This window comes from Alcaligenes sp. 1735tsa3, from assembly GCF_024134565.1.
In the GTDB taxonomy this organism is placed as follows: domain Bacteria; phylum Pseudomonadota; class Gammaproteobacteria; order Burkholderiales; family Burkholderiaceae_B; genus Alcaligenes; species Alcaligenes phenolicus.
This window is the reverse complement of sequence record NZ_CP099862.1, coordinates 3,924,082-3,940,614: the sequence shown is the minus strand read 5'-3', so window position 1 is coordinate 3,940,614 and position 16,533 is coordinate 3,924,082. Positions and strand designations below refer to the sequence as shown.

Genomic DNA, 16,533 nt, shown 5'->3' with positions numbered 1-16,533 from the left:
CTGGCTAACTATACCTATAACGAACTACCACCAAAAAAGGATTTCCCCATGAAGAACCGATGGATTTCTCGCCTGTTGGGTATGGCCTTAACCAGCCTGGCAGTGGCAGCTGGTCCCGCAAAAGCGGACAAGCCTGTGGAGCTGACTTTCTCTGCCTGGATTCCGCAAACGCATGTGCTGGTGGCGAACTTCATGAAGCCCTGGGCCAAAGAGGTGGAGCAGGCCACTGAAGGGCGCGTCAAGATCAACTTTCTGACCAAGGCCGTGACCAACCCGGTTGGGCACGTGGATGCGGTACGCAATGGGATTGTGGATCTGGCCTTTATTTCCTACTCCTATTACCCCGGCAATTTTGATTTGATGAAGTTTGCCATGCTGCCGTTCTCGGGCAATAGCGCCGAGTCTACTTCGCTGGCGGCCTGGGACATTTATAGCAAGTACCTGCAAGATGCCAAAGAGCATCGCGGCATCAAATTGCTAGGCATTTATGGTCACGGCCCAGGCAGCGTCTACACCACTGACAAGCAGGTACAGAACATTGCCGACTTCGAGGGCCTGAAGCTGCGCATTGGTGGTGGTATGCAGGCCGACTTGTCCAAGGCTCTGAAGGTGAACGCGGTTGTGAAGCCCGCCTCCGAATCGTATGAGCTGCTGAGCACTGGCGTGGTGGACGGCGTGCTGTTCCCGCCCGAGTCTGTGGCCTCTTTCCGCCTGGATACGGTGGTCAAGCACGCCACGGTTTTTCCCGGTGGCCTCTATGCGGATCTGCACGGCATCATCATGAACCCGAGCGCCTTTGATCGTTTGTCTGAAAAAGACCGCGAGATCCTGATGAGCCTGTCCGGTGAGCATATTGCTCGCCTGGGCGGCAAGGCCTGGGGTGATGCAGACGTGGCCGCCATGAAGATCCTGGAAGAGCACAAGGTGCAGTTTCATCCTGCCAGCGATGAGCTGATTGCCGCCGTCAAAGAGCGCACAGCGTCCTTCGAGCAGGCATGGCTGGATGCTGCCAAGGCCAAGGGCATAGACGGGCCTGCTGTACTGGCCGAGTTTCGTGCCGACCTGAAGCAGCTGGAAAGCGCGAATTGATCAGCACACGCAGACTGTCTTGAACCTGCTGTGCGCCTCGTGCGCCAGCAGCCCCGGAGCTACAAAGCATGAACTCCATTCTCTCTTTATTAAGAGCGGGTCTTCGACGTTTGACCGAGTTATGCATGGTCTCGCTGGCCTTGCTGACTCTGGCTGATGTATTAGGGCGCTACATTTTCAACGTATCGGTCATGGGGGCGGTAGAGCTGACCGAAATATTGATGGTAGGTGTCATTTTCTGCGGCATCGTGTTTGCCACCATGGAGCGCGAACACGTTGTTGTTGATTTAGTGCCTATTCCTGGTGGGGAGAAGGGTGTCCGTGTCGTCCATGTCACCAGCCACCTGCTGGCCGCTGGAATCAGTGCCTTGCTGGCCATGGTCAGCTGGACACAAGCCGAGTCGGCGGCCGAATACCTGGATCAGACCACTTTGCTGGGGCTGCCATTGGCTCCGGTTGTTTATTTCATGAGCATCATGCTGTTCGTCAACACCATCGTGGAGCTGGCTCAGCTTCGCCGGGATCTGAACGCAGACACCGCCCATCTGGAAGAAGAGGCACAGAATGACTGAAGCACTGATTGGCTTTGCAGCCATGCTCCTCTTGATCTTCCTGCGGGTGCCGGTGGCATTTTCCATGGCCCTGGTGGGCTTTATTGGCGTTGGCATCATGCGCAATTGGCCCTCTGCCTATGCCATGACCGGCGCGGTCGTGCGTGAAAGCGGGTTTCAGTATTTGCTGTCCGTGTTGCCGTTGTTCATCTTGATGGGTAATTTCATTACTCAAGCCAAGTTGTCCAAAGAACTGTATGCCGCGGCGTATGCCTTCCTGGGCCATCGTAAAGGCGGTTTGGCCATGTCTACGGTGGTGGCCTGTGGTGGCTTTGGTGCGGTGTGTGGCTCCAGCCTGGCAACAGCGGCCACCATGTCCAAGGTGGCTTATCCGGAAATGCGCAGACTGGGCTATAGCCGTGCGCTGGCTTCCGGTTCCATCGCTGCCGGTGGCACGCTGGGCATTCTGATTCCGCCCTCTATTGTCATGGTGGTCTATGCCATCTTGACCGAGCAGAGCATAGGCAAGATGTTTGCTGCCGGTATTTTGCCGGGCCTGCTGGCCATTATTTTCTATCTTCTGGCGGTGCGCTGGACGATCTGGCGTGACCCCAATGCGGGCCCTCCCGGCGAGCGCATGAGCTGGAAAGAGCGTTTGCTTGCGTTGCGCGATGTCTGGGGCGTGCTGGTGCTGTTCATCATCGTCATGGGCGGTATTTACGGCGGGATCTTCAGTTCTACCGAAGCGGCGGGGATTGGTGCGTGTGGTGCCTTCCTGTTCGCGCTGTTGCGTGGCCGTTTGACCTGGCAAGTGCTTTCCAACGTGCTGGTCGAGTCGGCGCGTACCACGGGCATGCTGTTCATGGTGCTGATCGGAGCCTTGCTGTTTTCCAGCTTCATCAACTTCACCTCCATGCCTGGCGATTTGCAGGATTGGGTGCAACAGTTCGATATGAGCCCGATCGTGGTGATTCTGCTGATTTGCGCGATTTACATCGTGCTGGGCAGTGTGTTGGAAAGTATGTCCATGGTCTTGCTGACCGTGCCTATTTTCTACCCCTTGGTGCAGCACCTGGGCTTTGACCTGATCTGGTTCGGCATCATCGTGGTGGTGGTTACGGAAATCAGCTTCATCACCCCGCCCGTGGGCATGAACGTGATGGTCCTGAAAAGCCTGCTGCCCGACGTGAAGATGAGCACGCTGTATCGGGGTGTGATTCCCTTCGTGGTAGCCGACGTTTTCCGCCTAGCGGTGCTTTTGGCCTTCCCGGTCATCTCGCTGCTTTTGCCCAAATACCTTGGATAAAAACGGATTCGCAATATGATTATCGACCAAAGAACCTACACCATCCCCACCGGCCTGCTGCGCGATTTCCTGTCCTTGTACGCGACGGAAGGACGTGCCATACAGATCGAACATCTGGGCCCCTGCCACGGCTACTACACCACGGAAGTGGGCGAGTTGAATCAGGTGGTGCACCTGTGGGCATACGAAGATATGGCTGACCGAGAGGCCCGTCGTAATGCCTTGGAGGCTGACCCCCGCTGGTTGGCCTATCGCCGTAAAGCCGCCGCTGCGGGGCATGTCATACGCCAGAGCAACGCACTGTTGAAACAAGTCGATTTCGACGTTTTTACGAGCGAATGATGACCATGAGCCCGAAAATTCTTCAAGCCTGCCCCTTGCCACCACCGCTGGCGGGCAAACTGCCCGCCTTGTGCCCGGTCGAAACCCTGAGCGATGCGCCTGATCAAGCGGCGTTCTTGCGTGAGCACGGAGCTGAATTCACGGTGCTGATCACCACCGGAACGCAGGGCGCAGACAAGGCACTGATTGATGCCTTGCCAAACCTGAAAGCGATTTGTAGTTTGGGCGTTGGCTACGATGCCATCGACCTGGATGCCGTCCGTGCGCGTGGGGTGATGCTGAGCAATACGCCGGATGTTCTAAACGATTGCGTGGCCGACTTGGCCATGGGCTTGCTAATCGATACGGTGCGGGGCATTTCTGCTTCTGACCGTCACGTTAGGCGTGGTGACTGGCCGCGTGTCGGCCCCACCATGCCAAGCACGCGGGTCAGCGGCAAGCGTCTGGGCATGTTGGGCATGGGCCGAGTCGGACAGGTGATTGCACGTCGCGCGATCGGCTTTGACCTGGAGATCCGCTATCACACACGTAGCGCCAAACCCGAGTTGCCTTGGCAGCACGAGCCTTCGCTGCTGGCCTTGGCGCAATGGTGCGATTTCCTCATCGTGGCGTGCCCCGGCAGCCCGGAAACCTATCACCTGGTGTCTGCCGAGGTCTTGAACGCTCTTGGGCCCCACGGCTACCTTATCAACGTCGCCCGTGGTTCTGTCGTGGATGAAAAAGCCCTGGTCGCCGCTCTTGAAAACGGCCAATTGGCAGGAGCAGGGCTCGATGTGTTCGAGAACGAACCTGAAGTGCCAACTGAATTGCTGAGCAATGATCGGGTCGTAGTATTGCCTCATGTAGGGAGCGCAACCCGTGAAACCCGAGTGGCCATGTGTGAGCTGGTGTTGAAGAATGTGGAGCGCTTCGTCAAGGAAGGGGGGCTGGTGACGCCGGTGAAGTTATAAGGTGGAGTAGCGGGCTGGCGGCCTTGTGTCCGGCAGATTTGGCCCGATGTCTTGTATCCTCTATCGAGTAAGGCATTCGACGCCCGCTGAAATCAGCGGCGAGAAATTTACTCTTTGGAGGTATGGCTTGTGAGAGGAAGCGGTCTTTGCCAAGGCGTGGTCTTTGATATCACCGGCTCCATTACGGATCTGCTCTATTGCCATTGCCGTATGTGTCGCAAGTCTCATGGTTCTGCGTTCAGGGCGCGGGGCAAGGTAAAGACTAAAGACTTTCATTGGCTTCGCGGGCAGGAGCTGTTGCGCTTTTATGAGTCCTCGCCAGGGGAACACCGTGGCTTTTGCTCTCGGTGTGGATCAAATATTTTGACCAAGTTTGATCAGAAGCCGGGGGAGCTAGGCTTGGCGCTAGGTGTATTGGATGATGACCCTGGTGCGCGTCCGACATGCCATGTGTTCGTAGGTTCGAAAGCATCTTGGCATGAGATTACTGATGATCTGTCTCAGTACGACGCATTCCCGCCAGAGTAAAGGCAAGATTCCGACAGCAGAAAAACAAAACGCCAAGCTTTTTGAAAGCTTGGCGTTTTGTTTTATTCGTGGTGCCGGCTAAAGGAGTTGAACCCTCGACCTTCGCATTACAAGTGCGCTGCTCTACCAACTGAGCTAAGCCGGCGAATTGACGATTATAGCCGGGTTTTTCGCCAAGAAGCAATCACCAGAAAAATATTGCTGTGGTGCACACCACGCCAGCCCAGCCAATAGATAGGTTCTGGTTATAAGAGCATGATGAAAATGTCGTTTTAAATGCCTTTTCCCCTACCCATAATCTGATCTATCCAAGCTGCGCTTATATAGATAGCACGCGATTGAACATCAGTGACGGGCTCCGAAGGCCGCGTCCGGGACCTTTGGGGAACACCATGAAATTGAAGTCTGTTGTTGGCTCTGCCTTGTTGTTGGCGTCTTTGCTGGGTGGCACGGCCAGTGCCCAGGTTTCTTTGCTGAACGCCTCGTTTGACGTGGCGCGCGAGACCTTTGCGGCGATCAACCCCAAGTTTGTTGAACACTGGAAAGCGACTACTGGTGAAGACATCAAGATTGACCAGTCGTTTGCAGGCACCTCCCGTCAGGCCCAGGACATTATTCAGGGCAAGAAAGTAGACACTGTCACCTTCAACCAGGTCACTGATATTGAATTCCTGGCCGAGCGCGGCGCGGTGGCCAAGGACTGGGCCAGCAAGTTCCCGAACAACAGCTCGCCTTACTACAGCACCATCGCTTTTCTGGTGCGCAAGGGCAATCCCAAGAACATCAAGTCCTGGGACGATCTTGTGCGTGACGATGTGAAGCTGGTGTTCCCGAACCCCAAGACCTCGGGTAATGCCCGCTACACCTATTTGGCGTCCTGGTTGTACGCCAATGAGGCTTTCGGCGGTGACGAAGCCAAGATCAAGGAGTTTGTCGGCAAGGTGCTGGGGAATGTAGAAAGCTTCCCCACAGGTGGTCGTGGTGCGACCGTGGCGTTTGCCCAGAATGGTCAGGGCGACGTTTTGCTGACCTTTGAATCCGAAGTGATCAATATTGCTGCCAGCGATGAGTTCAAGGGCAGCGAGCTGGAAGTGGTGGTGCCCCCTGTCAGCGTATTGGCCGAGTTCCCGGTAGCCGTGGTGGACCGAGTGGTCGACCAGAAAGGCACTCGCAAGGAAGCAACCGAATACCTGAAGTTCCAGTACACCCCCGAGATTCAGCGCCTGCTGGCTGGTTTCAACTACCGTGTGACGGATCCTGCCGTGGCCAAGGAGTTCGAGTCCAAGTACGCGCCGGTCAAGCTGATCAATCCTACTGATGTTCTGGGTTCCTGGACTGACATCCAGAGCCGCCACTTTGCTGCTAACGGGGTGTTGGACCAGTTGCTGGCCAAGTAATTCATGAGTCGTACTCTTGTGGGCGGGGCGCAGGATTCCGGGGCGAAGACTGCGCTAAAGCCCATCTTCTTTCTGCGCCGCCCCGTCATGCCGGGTTTTGGACTGAGCTTTGGCTTTAGCGTCCTGTACCTGTCCATTATTGTGCTGCTGCCTTTGTCGGCCTTGTTCATGTACGTCAGTGACATGAGTCTGGCCGATTACTGGCGTGCGGTGACTGATAAACGCGTTGTCAGCAGTTATCAGGTCACGATCAGTGCCGCTTTTTACTCCACTGTGATTGCCAGTGTGGTGGGCTTCATCATTGCCTGGATTATCACGCGCTTTGAGTTTCCGGGGCGCCGTCTGATTGATGCTTTGGTGGACCTGCCGTTTGCCTTGCCAACGTCGGTAGCAGGTTTGACCTTGGCGACGCTATTTGTGCCTGGTGGCTGGTTTGGCCAGTTTCTGCCGGAGGGTTGGAAGGTTGCTTATCAATACCCCGGTATTGTGTTGGCCATGACGTTCACCAGTTTGCCCTTTGTGGTACGTATCGTGCAGCCCGTGATTGAAGAGCTGGGTGCCGAGTATGAAGAGGTTGCCCACACCTTGGGTGCCAGTGGCTGGCAGACCTTTAGCAAGGTGGTGTTCCCACCGCTGATTCCTGCTCTGGTGACTGGAGCGTCTCAAGCTTTTATTCGTAGCCTGGGTGAGTTTGGCGCAGTCATCATGATTGCGGGCAATATTCCCTTCAAAACTGAAGTGTCGTCCCTGATGATTTTTGTGCGGCTGCAAGAGTTCAATTACCCGGCCGCTGCCGCGATTGCCTCGGTGATCTTGATCGCATCCTTGCTGCTCTTGTTCACCTTGCAGATGGTGCAGAATCGTCTATTGGGCTGGCAGCGGAGGGCACCATGAGAAAAACACCTAAAAGCACGGCAGACCGCCTGATTTTGGCCTTGGGCATTGTGTTGGTGCTGGGGCTGCTGGTAGTCCCCTTGGTACTGATTTTCTCCAAAGCCTTGGGCGATGGTTTGCCTGCTTTGTGGAGCAATCTGCAAGAGGACTATATGCTGCATGCCATCGGGTTGACTCTGTTTGTGGCGGTGCTGACGGTGCCCCTGAATATGGTCTTTGGCATCTTGCTGGCCTGGTGTCTGACGCATTACCAGTTCCGTGGTCGTCGTCTGCTAAGTACCTTGGTGGATTTGCCTTACGCGGTCTCTCCGGTGGTGGCGGGCCTGTGTTACCTAGTGGTCTACGGTGTGGAGTCGTCCCTGGGGCAATGGCTAAGCGCGCGTGATATTCAGTTGATGTTCGCCTGGCCGGGTATCTTGATGGTCACTATCTTTGTGACGACGCCTTATGTGGCTCGTATCCTGATTCCCATCATGCAGGCTCAGGGCTCGGATGCACAGGCGGCGGCTTTAAGTCTGGGTGCAAACGGCTGGCAGATCTTCTGGCATGTGACGCTGCCGGATATCAAATGGGCCTTGCTCTATGGCGTGGTGTTGACCAATGCCCGTGCGATTGGGGAGTTTGGGGCCGTGTCCGTGGTGTCGGGCACCATCATGAATCAGACTTTGACCTTGTCCTTGCTGGTGGATCAGCTGAACAACGATAACAAGGCAGCAGCGGCCTTTACAGCGGCTGCGTTGCTGGCGGTGTTCGCGATTGTGTCTGTGATGCTCAAGAGCCTGCTGGAGTGGCGTGTGGCGGCTGGACGTCGCCGTAATCAAGCGGAGGCAGTACAAGGGTAGAGGGTGGGCTGGAGGCTTGGGAAATATTTTCAGTGGCGTTAGGTGGCTGAGTATTCCCTGAGGTGGTTTAAGTAGCTGATACTGATCTGCCAAGCCAAGCCAAGCCAAGCCAAGCCAAGCCAAGCCAAGCCAAGCCAAGCCAAGCCAAGCTAAAGCTAGGGTGAATGCCGAGCTTGGAACCCAAATAAATAGAGCCCCATGCGGGGCTCTATTTTTGTCTGCGTCGAACGCGCCTTATTTGACGATCTTCAGGTGCGAGACCTTGTCAGCGTCTTTCTTGGCAGCGGGAGCTTCCGGTGCAGCTTCAGGAGCGGCGTCCGGTGTGTCACCTTCTGCGTAAGGCTCGGACTCCACCACCTCAAAACCCATACCAGCGCCTGTTTCGCGTGCGTAGATGGCCGATACAGCTGCCACGGGTACGAAAATGTCTTCCGTGACGCCGCCAAAGCGGGCCTGGAATTCAATGTAGTCGTTGCCCAAGATCAGGCCATTGGTGGCCAGATGTCCGATATTCAGGGTGATTTGTCCATCCTGAATATGGCCGCGTGGAACAACCGTGTTGGCGTCTACCGTGACCACGATGTGTGGGGTGTATCCGTGGTCGGAACACCATTCGTGTAGAGCGCGCAGCAGGTAAGGCTTGGTCGAGGTTTCTTGCATAGTGGATTAGCGACGCATGACTTTTTCGGAAGGAGTCAGTGCTTCAATGTAGGCAGGACGCGAGAACACGCGCTCGGCGTACTTTTGCACAGGAGCAGCGCTCTTGGGCAGCTCGATACCGTAGTGGTCCAGGCGCCAGAGCAGGGGAGCGATCGCCACGTCCAGCATGGAGAATTCTTCACCCAGCATGTACTTGTTCTTGAGCAAGATGGGAGCCAGCTGCGACAAGTGGTTGCGGATTTGTTGACGAGCCAGTTCTTGTGCCTTGGCATCCGCGTTGCGGCGGTCTTCCAGGGCGGCCACGTGCACAAACAGTTCCTTTTCGAAGTTATACAGGAACAGACGTGTGCGGGCGCGCATGGTGGGGTCCGCAGGCATCAGCTGAGGATGCGGGAAACGCTCATCAATGTACTCATTGATGATGTTCGATTCGTACAAGATCAGGTCACGTTCTACCAGGATTGGCACCTGTCCGTAGGGGTTCATGACGGCGATATCTTCAGGCTTGTTGTACAAGTCGATGTCGCGGATCTCGAAATCCATGCCTTTTTCAAACAACACGAAACGGCAGCGCTGTGAGAATGGGCAAGTTGTTCCAGAGTAGAGCACCATCATGGTAGGAGATTCCAGTCGTAGAAATAAAAACAAGAGCCTCACGGCTCAGAATTTAAAACCCTGCAAGGGGTTTTAACAATAAAAAGCCGGGCAGGCTAGTTAGGCCTGCCCGTCTAGCATAGCGTTTTACTTGATGTCTTTCCAGAAAACGCTGTTCAGGCGCCATGCAACGGCAAAGAACAAGAGCAGGAACAGGATCACGCCTACGCCAATTTTCTTGCGCTCCAGCTGCACAGGCTCGGCCATCCAGTCCATGAAGTTGGCCAGGTCGGCCACGTCGCTGTCGTATTTGGCAGCAGCCTTGGCGTTAACAGGCTCAAGCTTGACGCTGTCAGTAGCGTGGCCGGTGTAATCGGCCAAAACTTCTTTCTTGACGTCGGAGAAGCCGGCTGGATCGTAGGTGGCTGTGGTCTTGACCCATTCCTTGCTGCCATCGTCCTTGGCTTCCTGAGCTACGGTCGTGCGGTGCAAGGTGACGCCACCTTGGCGCTCCCACATGGCGTGAGGCATACCCACGCTTGGGAAAACCAGGTTATCCCAGCCGGTTGGGCGGGATGCGTCACGGTAGAAAGTGCGCAAGTAGGTGTAGATGTAGTCTGCGCCGCTGGGGCCCAAGTTGGTGGACTTGGCACGCGCAATCACGGACAGGTCCGGAGGAGCGGCACCAAACCACTTCTTGCCCATTTCGGGGGTCATGGCGATCTTCATCAGATCACCCACCTTGTCCGAGGAGAACAGCAAGTTTTTCTTGATGTCCTCTTCGGTCAGGCCGATGTCTGTCAGCTTGTTGTAGCGCATGGAGTTGGCGCTATGACAGTTCAGACAGTAGTTCACAAACAGTTTTGCGCCATTTTGCAACGCCGCCATGTCATTCATGCGGTCGGGCGCGCGCTCCAGGGCATAGCCACCTTCGGCGGCACCAGCCACCGTGCAGGTAAGGGACAAGGCCAGAGCGCCAAGCAGTTTCTTAATCATGGTCATTCCGTTTCGTGTTGGGGGCCTAGTGAGGGCGGAAAGTCACGCGATCAGGTTCGGGTTTGAACGTACCCATGCGGCTCCATACTGGCATCAGCAGGAAGAAGGCCAGGTAGATCACCGTACCGATCTGGCTCAGCAGGTTGAACAAGTCGTTCGGAGCCTGTGTGCCCAGGTAACCCAAGATCAGGAAGTTGATGATGAAAATCGCGTACAGCACTTTGTGCCAGGTAGGACGGTAGCGAATCGACTTCACAGGCGATTTATCCAGCCAAGGCAGGAAGAACAGGATCACGACCGTACCACCCATGGCCACCACGCCCCAGAACTTGGCGTCGATAACACGCAGCAGCACAGCAACAGCGATCAGGACAGCGGGTACGACCAGGCGCCAGATACCGGGCAGCTTGCCTTTGACGAACAGCACCAGAGCACCCAGCACGGAAGCACCGGCCAGAACCCAGGTAAAGTCGGCAGTCGTGGCACGCAGCATGGAGTAGAACGGCGTGAAGTACCAGACAGGAGCAATGTGTGGAGGAGTCTTCAGTGCATCGGCAGGGCTGAAGTTGTTGAACTCCAGGAAGTAGCCGCCCATTTCAGGGGCAAAGAACACAATAGCGGCAAACACAATCAGGAAGCCCGCCACACCCAGGATGTCGTGCACGGTGTAGTAAGGGTGGAAGGGGATGCCATCCAAAGGACGACCTTGAGCGTCTTTGGGGCCTTTCTTGATTTCCACGCCGTCGGGGTTGTTGGAACCCACTTCATGCAGTGCGATCAGGTGAGCCACAACCAGACCCAGCAGGACCAGAGGCACCGCAATCACGTGCAGAGCAAAGAAGCGGTTCAGGGTGGCGTCGGACACCACGTAGTCACCACGGATGAAAATAGCCAGATCAGGACCAATGAAAGGAATGGCCGAGAACAGGTTAACAATCACCTGGGCGCCCCAGTAAGACATCTGGCCCCATGGCAGCAGGTAGCCCATGAAGGCTTCAGCCATCAGACAGAGGAAAATGGCAACGCCAAAGATCCAGACCAGTTCACGTGGCTTGCGGTACGAACCGTAGAACAAGCCGCGCAGCATGTGCAGGTACACCACCACGAAGAACATGGAAGCGCCTGTGGAGTGCATGTAGCGGATGATCCAGCCACCGGGCACTTCACGCATGATGTATTCAACCGACTCAAAGGCCAGCTTGGCATCAGGCTTGTAGTTCATGACCAGGAAAATACCCGTCACGATCTGGATAACCAGCACCAGCAGTGCCAGGGAGCCAAAGAAGTACCAGAAGTTGAAGTTCTTCGGCGCGTAATATTCTGACATGTGCTCTTTGTACATGGATGTCAGGGGGAAACGCCTGTCAATCCATCCCAAGAGTCCTGTCGTTTCGACGGTTTTCTCGCCAGCCATGAAACGGCTCCTTTATCTTTTTAAATAGTACGTATTGGGTTACAGCCGCCTTAGGCCTTGTTGTTTTCGTCTACGCCGATGGTAACCATCGTGCCGTCAGCCGAGAACTCGTAGGGCGGGATTTCCAGATTGTCTGGAGCAGGCTTGTTGCTGTAGACGCGGCCGGCCAGGTCGAACGTGGAGCCGTGGCAGGGGCACAGAAAGCCGCCTTCCCAACCACCGGGCAGACCAGCGCCAGCGCCAGCAGCCAGATGCGGGGTAGGGGAGCAACCCAGGTGGGTGCAGATACCGATACAGATAAAGATTTCAGGGCGACGCGAACGGTATTCGTTCTTGGCGTACGCAGGGGTGTAACCGGGGCGATCCGAGTCAGGGTCGGCCAGCTGGCTGTCCAGCTTGGGCAGTGCGTCCAGCTGCTCTTTGGTGCGGTGCAGAATCCAGACGGGTTTCCCGCGCCATTCCACGGTGCGCATCTGACCGGGGGCGATACCGGAAATATCGACCTCTACGGGAGCGCCGGCCGCTTTTGCTTTCTCGGAAGGAGCAAAGGAGCTGACAAAGGGAACAGCTGTCGCCACACCAGCGACACCACCTAATGCACAGGCGGTGGCGACCCAGGTGCGGCGCGAAGGATCGGGCGGAAGATTGAAATCAACCGCGCCTATGGCATCGGGCTGTGTCGTATTCTGACTCATTCTAGTATCCTTATTCCTGCCCGACTCGGGCAATACCACAATTTACGGATTTGGGCCTGGGTATATTATTCAACCGCACATTATACGCGTTACCCAGCGCAGCATAACTTGATCAAAGGTGAACATATGAACAAGGCTCGAGGTTTCCTGAACGAATTCCGGGAGTTCGCAGTTAAGGGCAACATGATGGACCTTGCGGTCGGTGTCATTATTGGCGCTGCTTTTGGCAAGATTATCGACTCGCTGGTAAAAGACATCGTCATGCCCGTCATCAGTTTCATCCTTGGCGGCGAAGTGGATTTTACCAACCAGTTCACGGTCTTGCGTACACCAGAGGGCTTTACCGGCCCAGAAACCCTGGAAGCTCTGAATGCGGCCGGTGCTGTTGTTTTGTCGTGGGGTAACTTCCTGACCATTTTCATCAACTTCATCTTGCTGGCCTTCGTGGTGTTTTGCATGGTCAAGATGATTAACCGTATGCGTGCCACCGTGGCCAAGGCTGAAGCTGCTGAGGCCGTACCCGAACCAACCCCTGAAGACGTCATCTTGCTGCGCGAGATCAGGGATTCGCTGAAAAAATAAAAGCCCAGACTTATCAAAGCTTTAAGGTGCCTTTCGGCACCTTTTTGTTTATGTAAACCCACCGGCAGGGTCAAGTTTGCCCGCGCCGGATGCCTGATTTTAGCCTTTCAGGGCCTGGGCTTGTCTAGCCTGTGGCGCTTTAAAGCTTGTTCAAGGTCATATGTGCGGGTTTTTGATGAAATCAGATCGGGTTGTCCAGATCGATGAACTCCACTTCTATGCCAAACTGGCGAGCGATTTCTTCGCCCAAAGCCTTGGCCCCATAGCGTTCGGTTGCATGATGGCCGGCTGCCATGAAGGCAATATTGTTTTCCTGTGCACTGTGAAATGTCTGCTCCGAAGCCTCGCCGCTGATGTAAAGATCGGCCTGCGCGGCGATGGCGCTATCAATAAAGCCCTGTGCCCCTCCTGTGCACCAGGCTATTCGGCGGATTTTCCGTTGTAAATCGCCAACAACCAGTGGCTGCCGTTGTAAATTATTGCAAACTGTCAGGCTGAATGTTTCCAGTGAAACTGGGGTTGGCAGTTCACCCAGCCAGACCAGTCCATCCGGACCACAGGTTTGTGCCACGCCGTCTGCGTCGCGCAGCACCTCGATGCCTAACTGGCGAGCCAACTGGGCGTTATTGCCCAGGACAGGGTGAGCGTCCAGGGGCAGGTGATAGCCCAAGAGGTTAAGCTGATGCGTCAGGACGCGTTCTATACGAGTTTTTCGGGCGCCTACAATGCACGGGTTTTCGTTTTTCCAGAACCAGCCGTGGTGCACCAAAATTGCGTCCGCCTGGCGGGCAATAGCGGCGTCAATCAGTGCCAGCGAGGCCGTCACGCCGGTGACGAGTTTGCCAATATAGGGCTTGCCTTCGACCTGAAGCCCATTGGGACAATAGTCCTTGAAACGGGCGACATCCAAGGTGCTATTGAGCCAGCTGGCCAGTTCGGCTGTTGAAACCTGAGTCATGGAAATCCTTATCTGAAAGAGTGCTATGCGTCGATTGTGGCTAGTGTTTGCTCAAGCGGTGACAATTTGTCTGGCGGGCTTTTTTATTGTAGTGACGCTGCGACCGCAGTGGGTGGGCGCGCCCGAGGCTCCCGTCCGCTCTACGAATACGGTGGTTTTGCCTGCACCGGTTCCGCCCCTGATCCCCGCGGCTGCCATGGAGCAGGATGGCCCGCTGTCTTATGCCTCGGCTGTCACTAGCGCCGCGCCGGCGGTCGTTAATGTGTACACCAGCAAGCATTTGGAAGGCAATTCTCCCTTGCTGGAAGATCCTGATCTGCAGCGCCTGTTTCGCGAACTGCCCGACTTGATGGGTCGCCGCTCCACAATCAACCTGGGTTCGGGCGTGATCGTACACGAGCAGGGTTATATCCTGACCAATTACCACGTGATTGAAGCGGCTGATGCCATCGAGGTGGCATTATCGGATGGACGTCAGGCCAAGGCGCGTCTGATTGGCTCGGACCCTGAAAGCGATCTGGCGGTGCTGAAAGTGGATCTGCCCAAGCTGGCTGTGATTCAGACCCAGGAACAGGATCAATTGCAGGTGGGCGATGTGGTGCTGGCCATTGGCAATCCTTTCGGAGTGGGTCAGACCACGACGATGGGCATTGTCTCCGGTTTGGGACGCAATCGCCTGGGCATCAATATTTACGAAAACTTCATTCAGACCGATGCCGCCATTAATCCCGGCAACTCGGGTGGGGCTCTGGTGGATGCGGTTGGCCGTCTGGTGGGAATCAATACCGCTATTTATTCCGAAACAGGCGGCTCGCTGGGTATCGGTTTTGCCATTCCGTCCTCGACTGCGCTGGCCATCATGAACGAAATTATCCGTAATGGTGAAGTGACACGCGGCTGGCTGGGCCTGGAGCCACAGGACATTACCCCGGACCTGATCAAGTCTTTCAAACTAAAGAGTGATGCAGGTGTGATTATTGCCAGTGTGCAACGTCACGGCCCGGCTGCCGAGGCGCATTTGCAGGTGGGCGATATTGTGTTGCGCTTGAATGGTCAGCAAGTGGCCGATTCAATTGGCCTGCTCAATCAGATTGGGCCAGTGCAACCCGGGCAGACCGTGACATTAAGCGTATTGCGCGATGGCAAGGAGCTGGACGTTCCCGTCAAGGTCGGTATGCGACCTCAGGTGCGCAAATAGGGCCAGCAGCTTCTCCTCTTCGCTGGAGTTCACTGAAAGAGCGTAGAGATGCGTTCATGGCCTTGCAGGCCGTACAGGCTCTTGTAGTGTGTTGATGCTTGTGTGGTCAGGCGATTTGCATTTGGCTACGCTGTTTTGCAGATCGTAGTGGCGCGAAGGCTTGGCAAGGTATCTAAAAAAATGGCTCTCTGGGCTACTCCTTTTGGAGCAAGGCAAGAGAGCCATTTTTGGGTCTGCACGCCATGTGACGCGTACAAACAGGTGTTGCTTTGATCGTTTTACAGATCCAGCTCGCGGCCTTCGCTGTTTTCCGCTTCCCGTTTCTTGATCAGGCTGGCGGCCAGAATCCCTAATTCATAAAGCAGGCATAGCGGGGCGGCCAACAAGATCTGGCTGACCACATCGGGCGGGGTCACGATAGCGGCGATCACAAACGCGCCCACAATTACATAACCACGGATTTCGCGCAGTTTGGCTACCGTTACAACGCCTGTTTTCACCAGCAAAATCACGGCGATAGGCACTTCAAAGGTAATGCCAAAGGCCAGGAACATGGTCATGACAAAGCCCAGATAGGCTTCGATGTCCGGTGCTGGTGTAATCGATTGCGGGGCAAACGAGGCGATGAAGTGAAATACGGTGCGGAACACCACGAAATAACAAAACGCCATGCCGGCAATGAACAGCAAAGTGCTGGTCATGATCAGCGGCAAAGCCAGCTTCTTTTCGTGGTTGTACAAACCAGGCGCAATAAAGGCCCATGCCTGGTAGAGCACGATAGGCAAGGCCAATACGAACGATGCCATCAAGGTGACTTTGACCGGCACCATGAAAGGGGTAATCACCCCGGTGGCAATCATGCGCGTACCCTCGGGCAGAGAGCTCATCATGGGCTGGGCCAGCACATCATAAATGGCCGAAGCGCCAGGATACGTAAACAGCACGATAAAAATCCCGACCACGGCAATGACCGCGCGTAGCAGGCGTGTGCGCAGCTCGACCAGGTGGGAGATGAAGGTATCTTCTTGAGGCGCTTCGGTGCTCATGCCGTCGGTCCTTTAGAGGGGTGGGCGGGAGCATCCGTAGGACGGGGAGCGTCGTCACTGGCTGGCGCACTGGGCGCTGGCTGGGCGGCTGCATCCGTATCGGGCTGACTGGCAGCCGATTCTTTCGCGGGGGTGGCGTCGGGGCTCGCCTTGACGCTCTCGGCGGTATCCGAGAAGGCCTTGCGTGCGGACTCCGACGCGTTTTGCAGGGTGTCGCGGGCTTCTGTCAGAGGCTGGCTGATGCTTTTGCCCGTGTCCTCGACCGAACTGCGCACCGAGCGCGCGGCGTCCTCCATCTGGTCTTTGAGCTTGTTCACCTCATCCAGATTGATTTCGCGTTGGATATCGGTCTTGACCTCGTTAACGTAGCGCTGCGCGCGGCCAAGCAAATGGCCGACGGTGCGCGCTACTTTAGGAAGACGTTCGGGACCGATGACGATCAGGGCAACCACTCCAATCAGGAGCAGTTCACTAAAGCTGACATCAAACAT

At 55.8% G+C, this 16,533-nt stretch carries 19 protein-coding genes and 1 tRNA gene; 11 read left to right on the top strand and 9 right to left on the bottom strand.

Annotation, left to right across the window (positions count from 1 at the left end; translation table 11 throughout):
* Nucleotides 1–48 precede the first annotated feature (48 nt).
* The 6 genes from NIZ92_RS18155 (at nucleotide 49) to NIZ92_RS18130 (ending at nucleotide 4,766) form a co-directional block, all read left to right on the top strand.
* Nucleotides 49–1,089: a TRAP transporter substrate-binding protein gene (locus NIZ92_RS18155; RefSeq protein ID WP_254002403.1), complete on the top strand. Its 1,041-nt coding sequence runs from the start codon at nucleotides 49–51 to the stop codon at nucleotides 1,087–1,089.
* A gap of 68 nt (nucleotides 1,090–1,157) precedes the next feature.
* The gene (locus NIZ92_RS18150; protein WP_235332453.1) at nucleotides 1,158–1,661 is read left to right on the top strand and encodes a TRAP transporter small permease; all 504 of its coding nucleotides are present in this window, start codon (nucleotides 1,158–1,160) and stop codon (nucleotides 1,659–1,661) included.
* Nucleotides 1,654–2,946, top strand: a complete 1,293-nt coding sequence (locus NIZ92_RS18145; RefSeq protein WP_035269825.1) for a TRAP transporter large permease — start codon at nucleotides 1,654–1,656, stop codon at nucleotides 2,944–2,946. Before NIZ92_RS18150 ends, NIZ92_RS18145 begins: the two co-directional genes overlap by 8 nt.
* A 15-nt stretch (nucleotides 2,947–2,961) precedes the next feature.
* Nucleotides 2,962–3,288 carry an NIPSNAP family protein gene (locus tag NIZ92_RS18140; RefSeq protein ID WP_035269826.1) on the top strand — a complete coding sequence of 109 codons (327 nt, stop codon included), beginning with the start codon at nucleotides 2,962–2,964 and terminating at the stop codon, nucleotides 3,286–3,288.
* Between the two features lie 5 nt (nucleotides 3,289–3,293).
* Nucleotides 3,294–4,238, top strand: a complete 945-nt coding sequence (locus NIZ92_RS18135; RefSeq protein WP_367881676.1) for a 2-hydroxyacid dehydrogenase — start codon at nucleotides 3,294–3,296, stop codon at nucleotides 4,236–4,238.
* 129 nt (nucleotides 4,239–4,367) lie between these two features.
* Complete coding sequence (locus NIZ92_RS18130; RefSeq protein ID WP_254002402.1) at nucleotides 4,368–4,766, top strand: GFA family protein; 399 nt, start codon at nucleotides 4,368–4,370, stop codon at nucleotides 4,764–4,766.
* Nucleotides 4,767–4,835: 69 nt separating this feature from the next.
* Here the strand turns inward: NIZ92_RS18130 and NIZ92_RS18125 are convergent.
* A tRNA-Thr gene (locus NIZ92_RS18125) sits at nucleotides 4,836–4,911 on the bottom strand.
* 247 nt (nucleotides 4,912–5,158) lie between these two features.
* Between NIZ92_RS18125 and cysP the strand changes: the two genes are divergently transcribed.
* Genes cysP through cysW form a run of 3 tightly spaced genes read left to right on the top strand, consistent with a single transcriptional unit; the run spans nucleotide 5,159 to nucleotide 7,899 of the window.
* Nucleotides 5,159–6,163 carry a thiosulfate ABC transporter substrate-binding protein CysP gene (cysP, locus tag NIZ92_RS18120; RefSeq protein ID WP_042485687.1) on the top strand — a complete coding sequence of 335 codons (1,005 nt, stop codon included), beginning with the start codon at nucleotides 5,159–5,161 and terminating at the stop codon, nucleotides 6,161–6,163.
* A gap of 3 nt (nucleotides 6,164–6,166) precedes the next feature.
* Nucleotides 6,167–7,057, top strand: coding sequence for a sulfate ABC transporter permease subunit CysT (gene cysT / locus NIZ92_RS18115; RefSeq protein ID WP_060185455.1), 891 nt, complete (start codon nucleotides 6,167–6,169; stop codon nucleotides 7,055–7,057).
* A complete protein-coding gene (gene cysW / locus NIZ92_RS18110; RefSeq protein WP_051316283.1) occupies nucleotides 7,054–7,899 on the top strand; it encodes a sulfate ABC transporter permease subunit CysW in 846 nt (281 codons plus the stop codon). The genes cysT and cysW overlap by 4 nt, the downstream gene beginning before the upstream one ends.
* 234 nt (nucleotides 7,900–8,133) lie before the next feature.
* Here cysW and NIZ92_RS18105 read toward each other — a convergent pair whose 3' ends face one another.
* The 5 genes from NIZ92_RS18105 to petA all read right to left on the bottom strand — a co-directional run bounded on the left by NIZ92_RS18105 (nucleotide 8,134) and on the right by petA (nucleotide 12,258).
* Nucleotides 8,134–8,559: a ClpXP protease specificity-enhancing factor gene (locus NIZ92_RS18105; protein ID WP_009455465.1), complete on the bottom strand. Its 426-nt coding sequence runs from the start codon at nucleotides 8,557–8,559 to the stop codon at nucleotides 8,134–8,136.
* Nucleotides 8,560–8,565: 6 nt separating this feature from the next.
* Nucleotides 8,566–9,174, bottom strand: coding sequence for a glutathione S-transferase N-terminal domain-containing protein (locus NIZ92_RS18100; protein ID WP_009455466.1), 609 nt, complete (start codon nucleotides 9,172–9,174; stop codon nucleotides 8,566–8,568).
* Between the two features lie 126 nt (nucleotides 9,175–9,300).
* On the bottom strand, nucleotides 9,301–10,155 hold the full coding sequence (locus NIZ92_RS18095) for a cytochrome c1 (protein WP_080747987.1): 855 nt from the start codon (nucleotides 10,153–10,155) through the stop codon (nucleotides 9,301–9,303).
* Between the two features lie 19 nt (nucleotides 10,156–10,174).
* Nucleotides 10,175–11,563, bottom strand: coding sequence for a cytochrome bc complex cytochrome b subunit (locus NIZ92_RS18090; protein ID WP_009455468.1), 1,389 nt, complete (start codon nucleotides 11,561–11,563; stop codon nucleotides 10,175–10,177).
* Nucleotides 11,564–11,613: 50 nt separating this feature from the next.
* Complete coding sequence (petA, locus tag NIZ92_RS18085; protein WP_035269839.1) at nucleotides 11,614–12,258, bottom strand: ubiquinol-cytochrome c reductase iron-sulfur subunit; 645 nt, start codon at nucleotides 12,256–12,258, stop codon at nucleotides 11,614–11,616.
* Nucleotides 12,259–12,384: 126 nt separating this feature from the next.
* Here petA and mscL point away from each other — a divergent pair, with 126 nt between their 5' ends.
* Nucleotides 12,385–12,840 carry a large conductance mechanosensitive channel protein MscL gene (mscL, locus tag NIZ92_RS18080; protein ID WP_009455470.1) on the top strand — a complete coding sequence of 152 codons (456 nt, stop codon included), beginning with the start codon at nucleotides 12,385–12,387 and terminating at the stop codon, nucleotides 12,838–12,840.
* A gap of 181 nt (nucleotides 12,841–13,021) precedes the next feature.
* Here the strand turns inward: mscL and NIZ92_RS18075 are convergent, their stop codons facing one another.
* Complete coding sequence (locus tag NIZ92_RS18075) at nucleotides 13,022–13,798, bottom strand: Nif3-like dinuclear metal center hexameric protein (RefSeq protein WP_009455471.1); 777 nt, start codon at nucleotides 13,796–13,798, stop codon at nucleotides 13,022–13,024.
* Between the two features lie 25 nt (nucleotides 13,799–13,823).
* Between NIZ92_RS18075 and NIZ92_RS18070 the strand changes: the two genes are divergently transcribed.
* Nucleotides 13,824–14,996, top strand: coding sequence for a S1C family serine protease (locus tag NIZ92_RS18070; RefSeq protein WP_115634546.1), 1,173 nt, complete (start codon nucleotides 13,824–13,826; stop codon nucleotides 14,994–14,996).
* A 278-nt stretch (nucleotides 14,997–15,274) separates the two neighbouring features.
* On the opposite strand, the gene tatC is transcribed toward NIZ92_RS18070, so the two are convergent.
* Both tatC and tatB read right to left on the bottom strand, forming a co-directional pair.
* A complete protein-coding gene (gene tatC, locus NIZ92_RS18065) occupies nucleotides 15,275–16,042 on the bottom strand; it encodes a twin-arginine translocase subunit TatC (protein WP_009455473.1) in 768 nt (255 codons plus the stop codon).
* Nucleotides 16,039–16,533: a Sec-independent protein translocase protein TatB gene (tatB, locus tag NIZ92_RS18060; RefSeq protein ID WP_254002401.1), complete on the bottom strand. Its 495-nt coding sequence runs from the start codon at nucleotides 16,531–16,533 to the stop codon at nucleotides 16,039–16,041. Before tatB ends, tatC begins: the two co-directional genes overlap by 4 nt.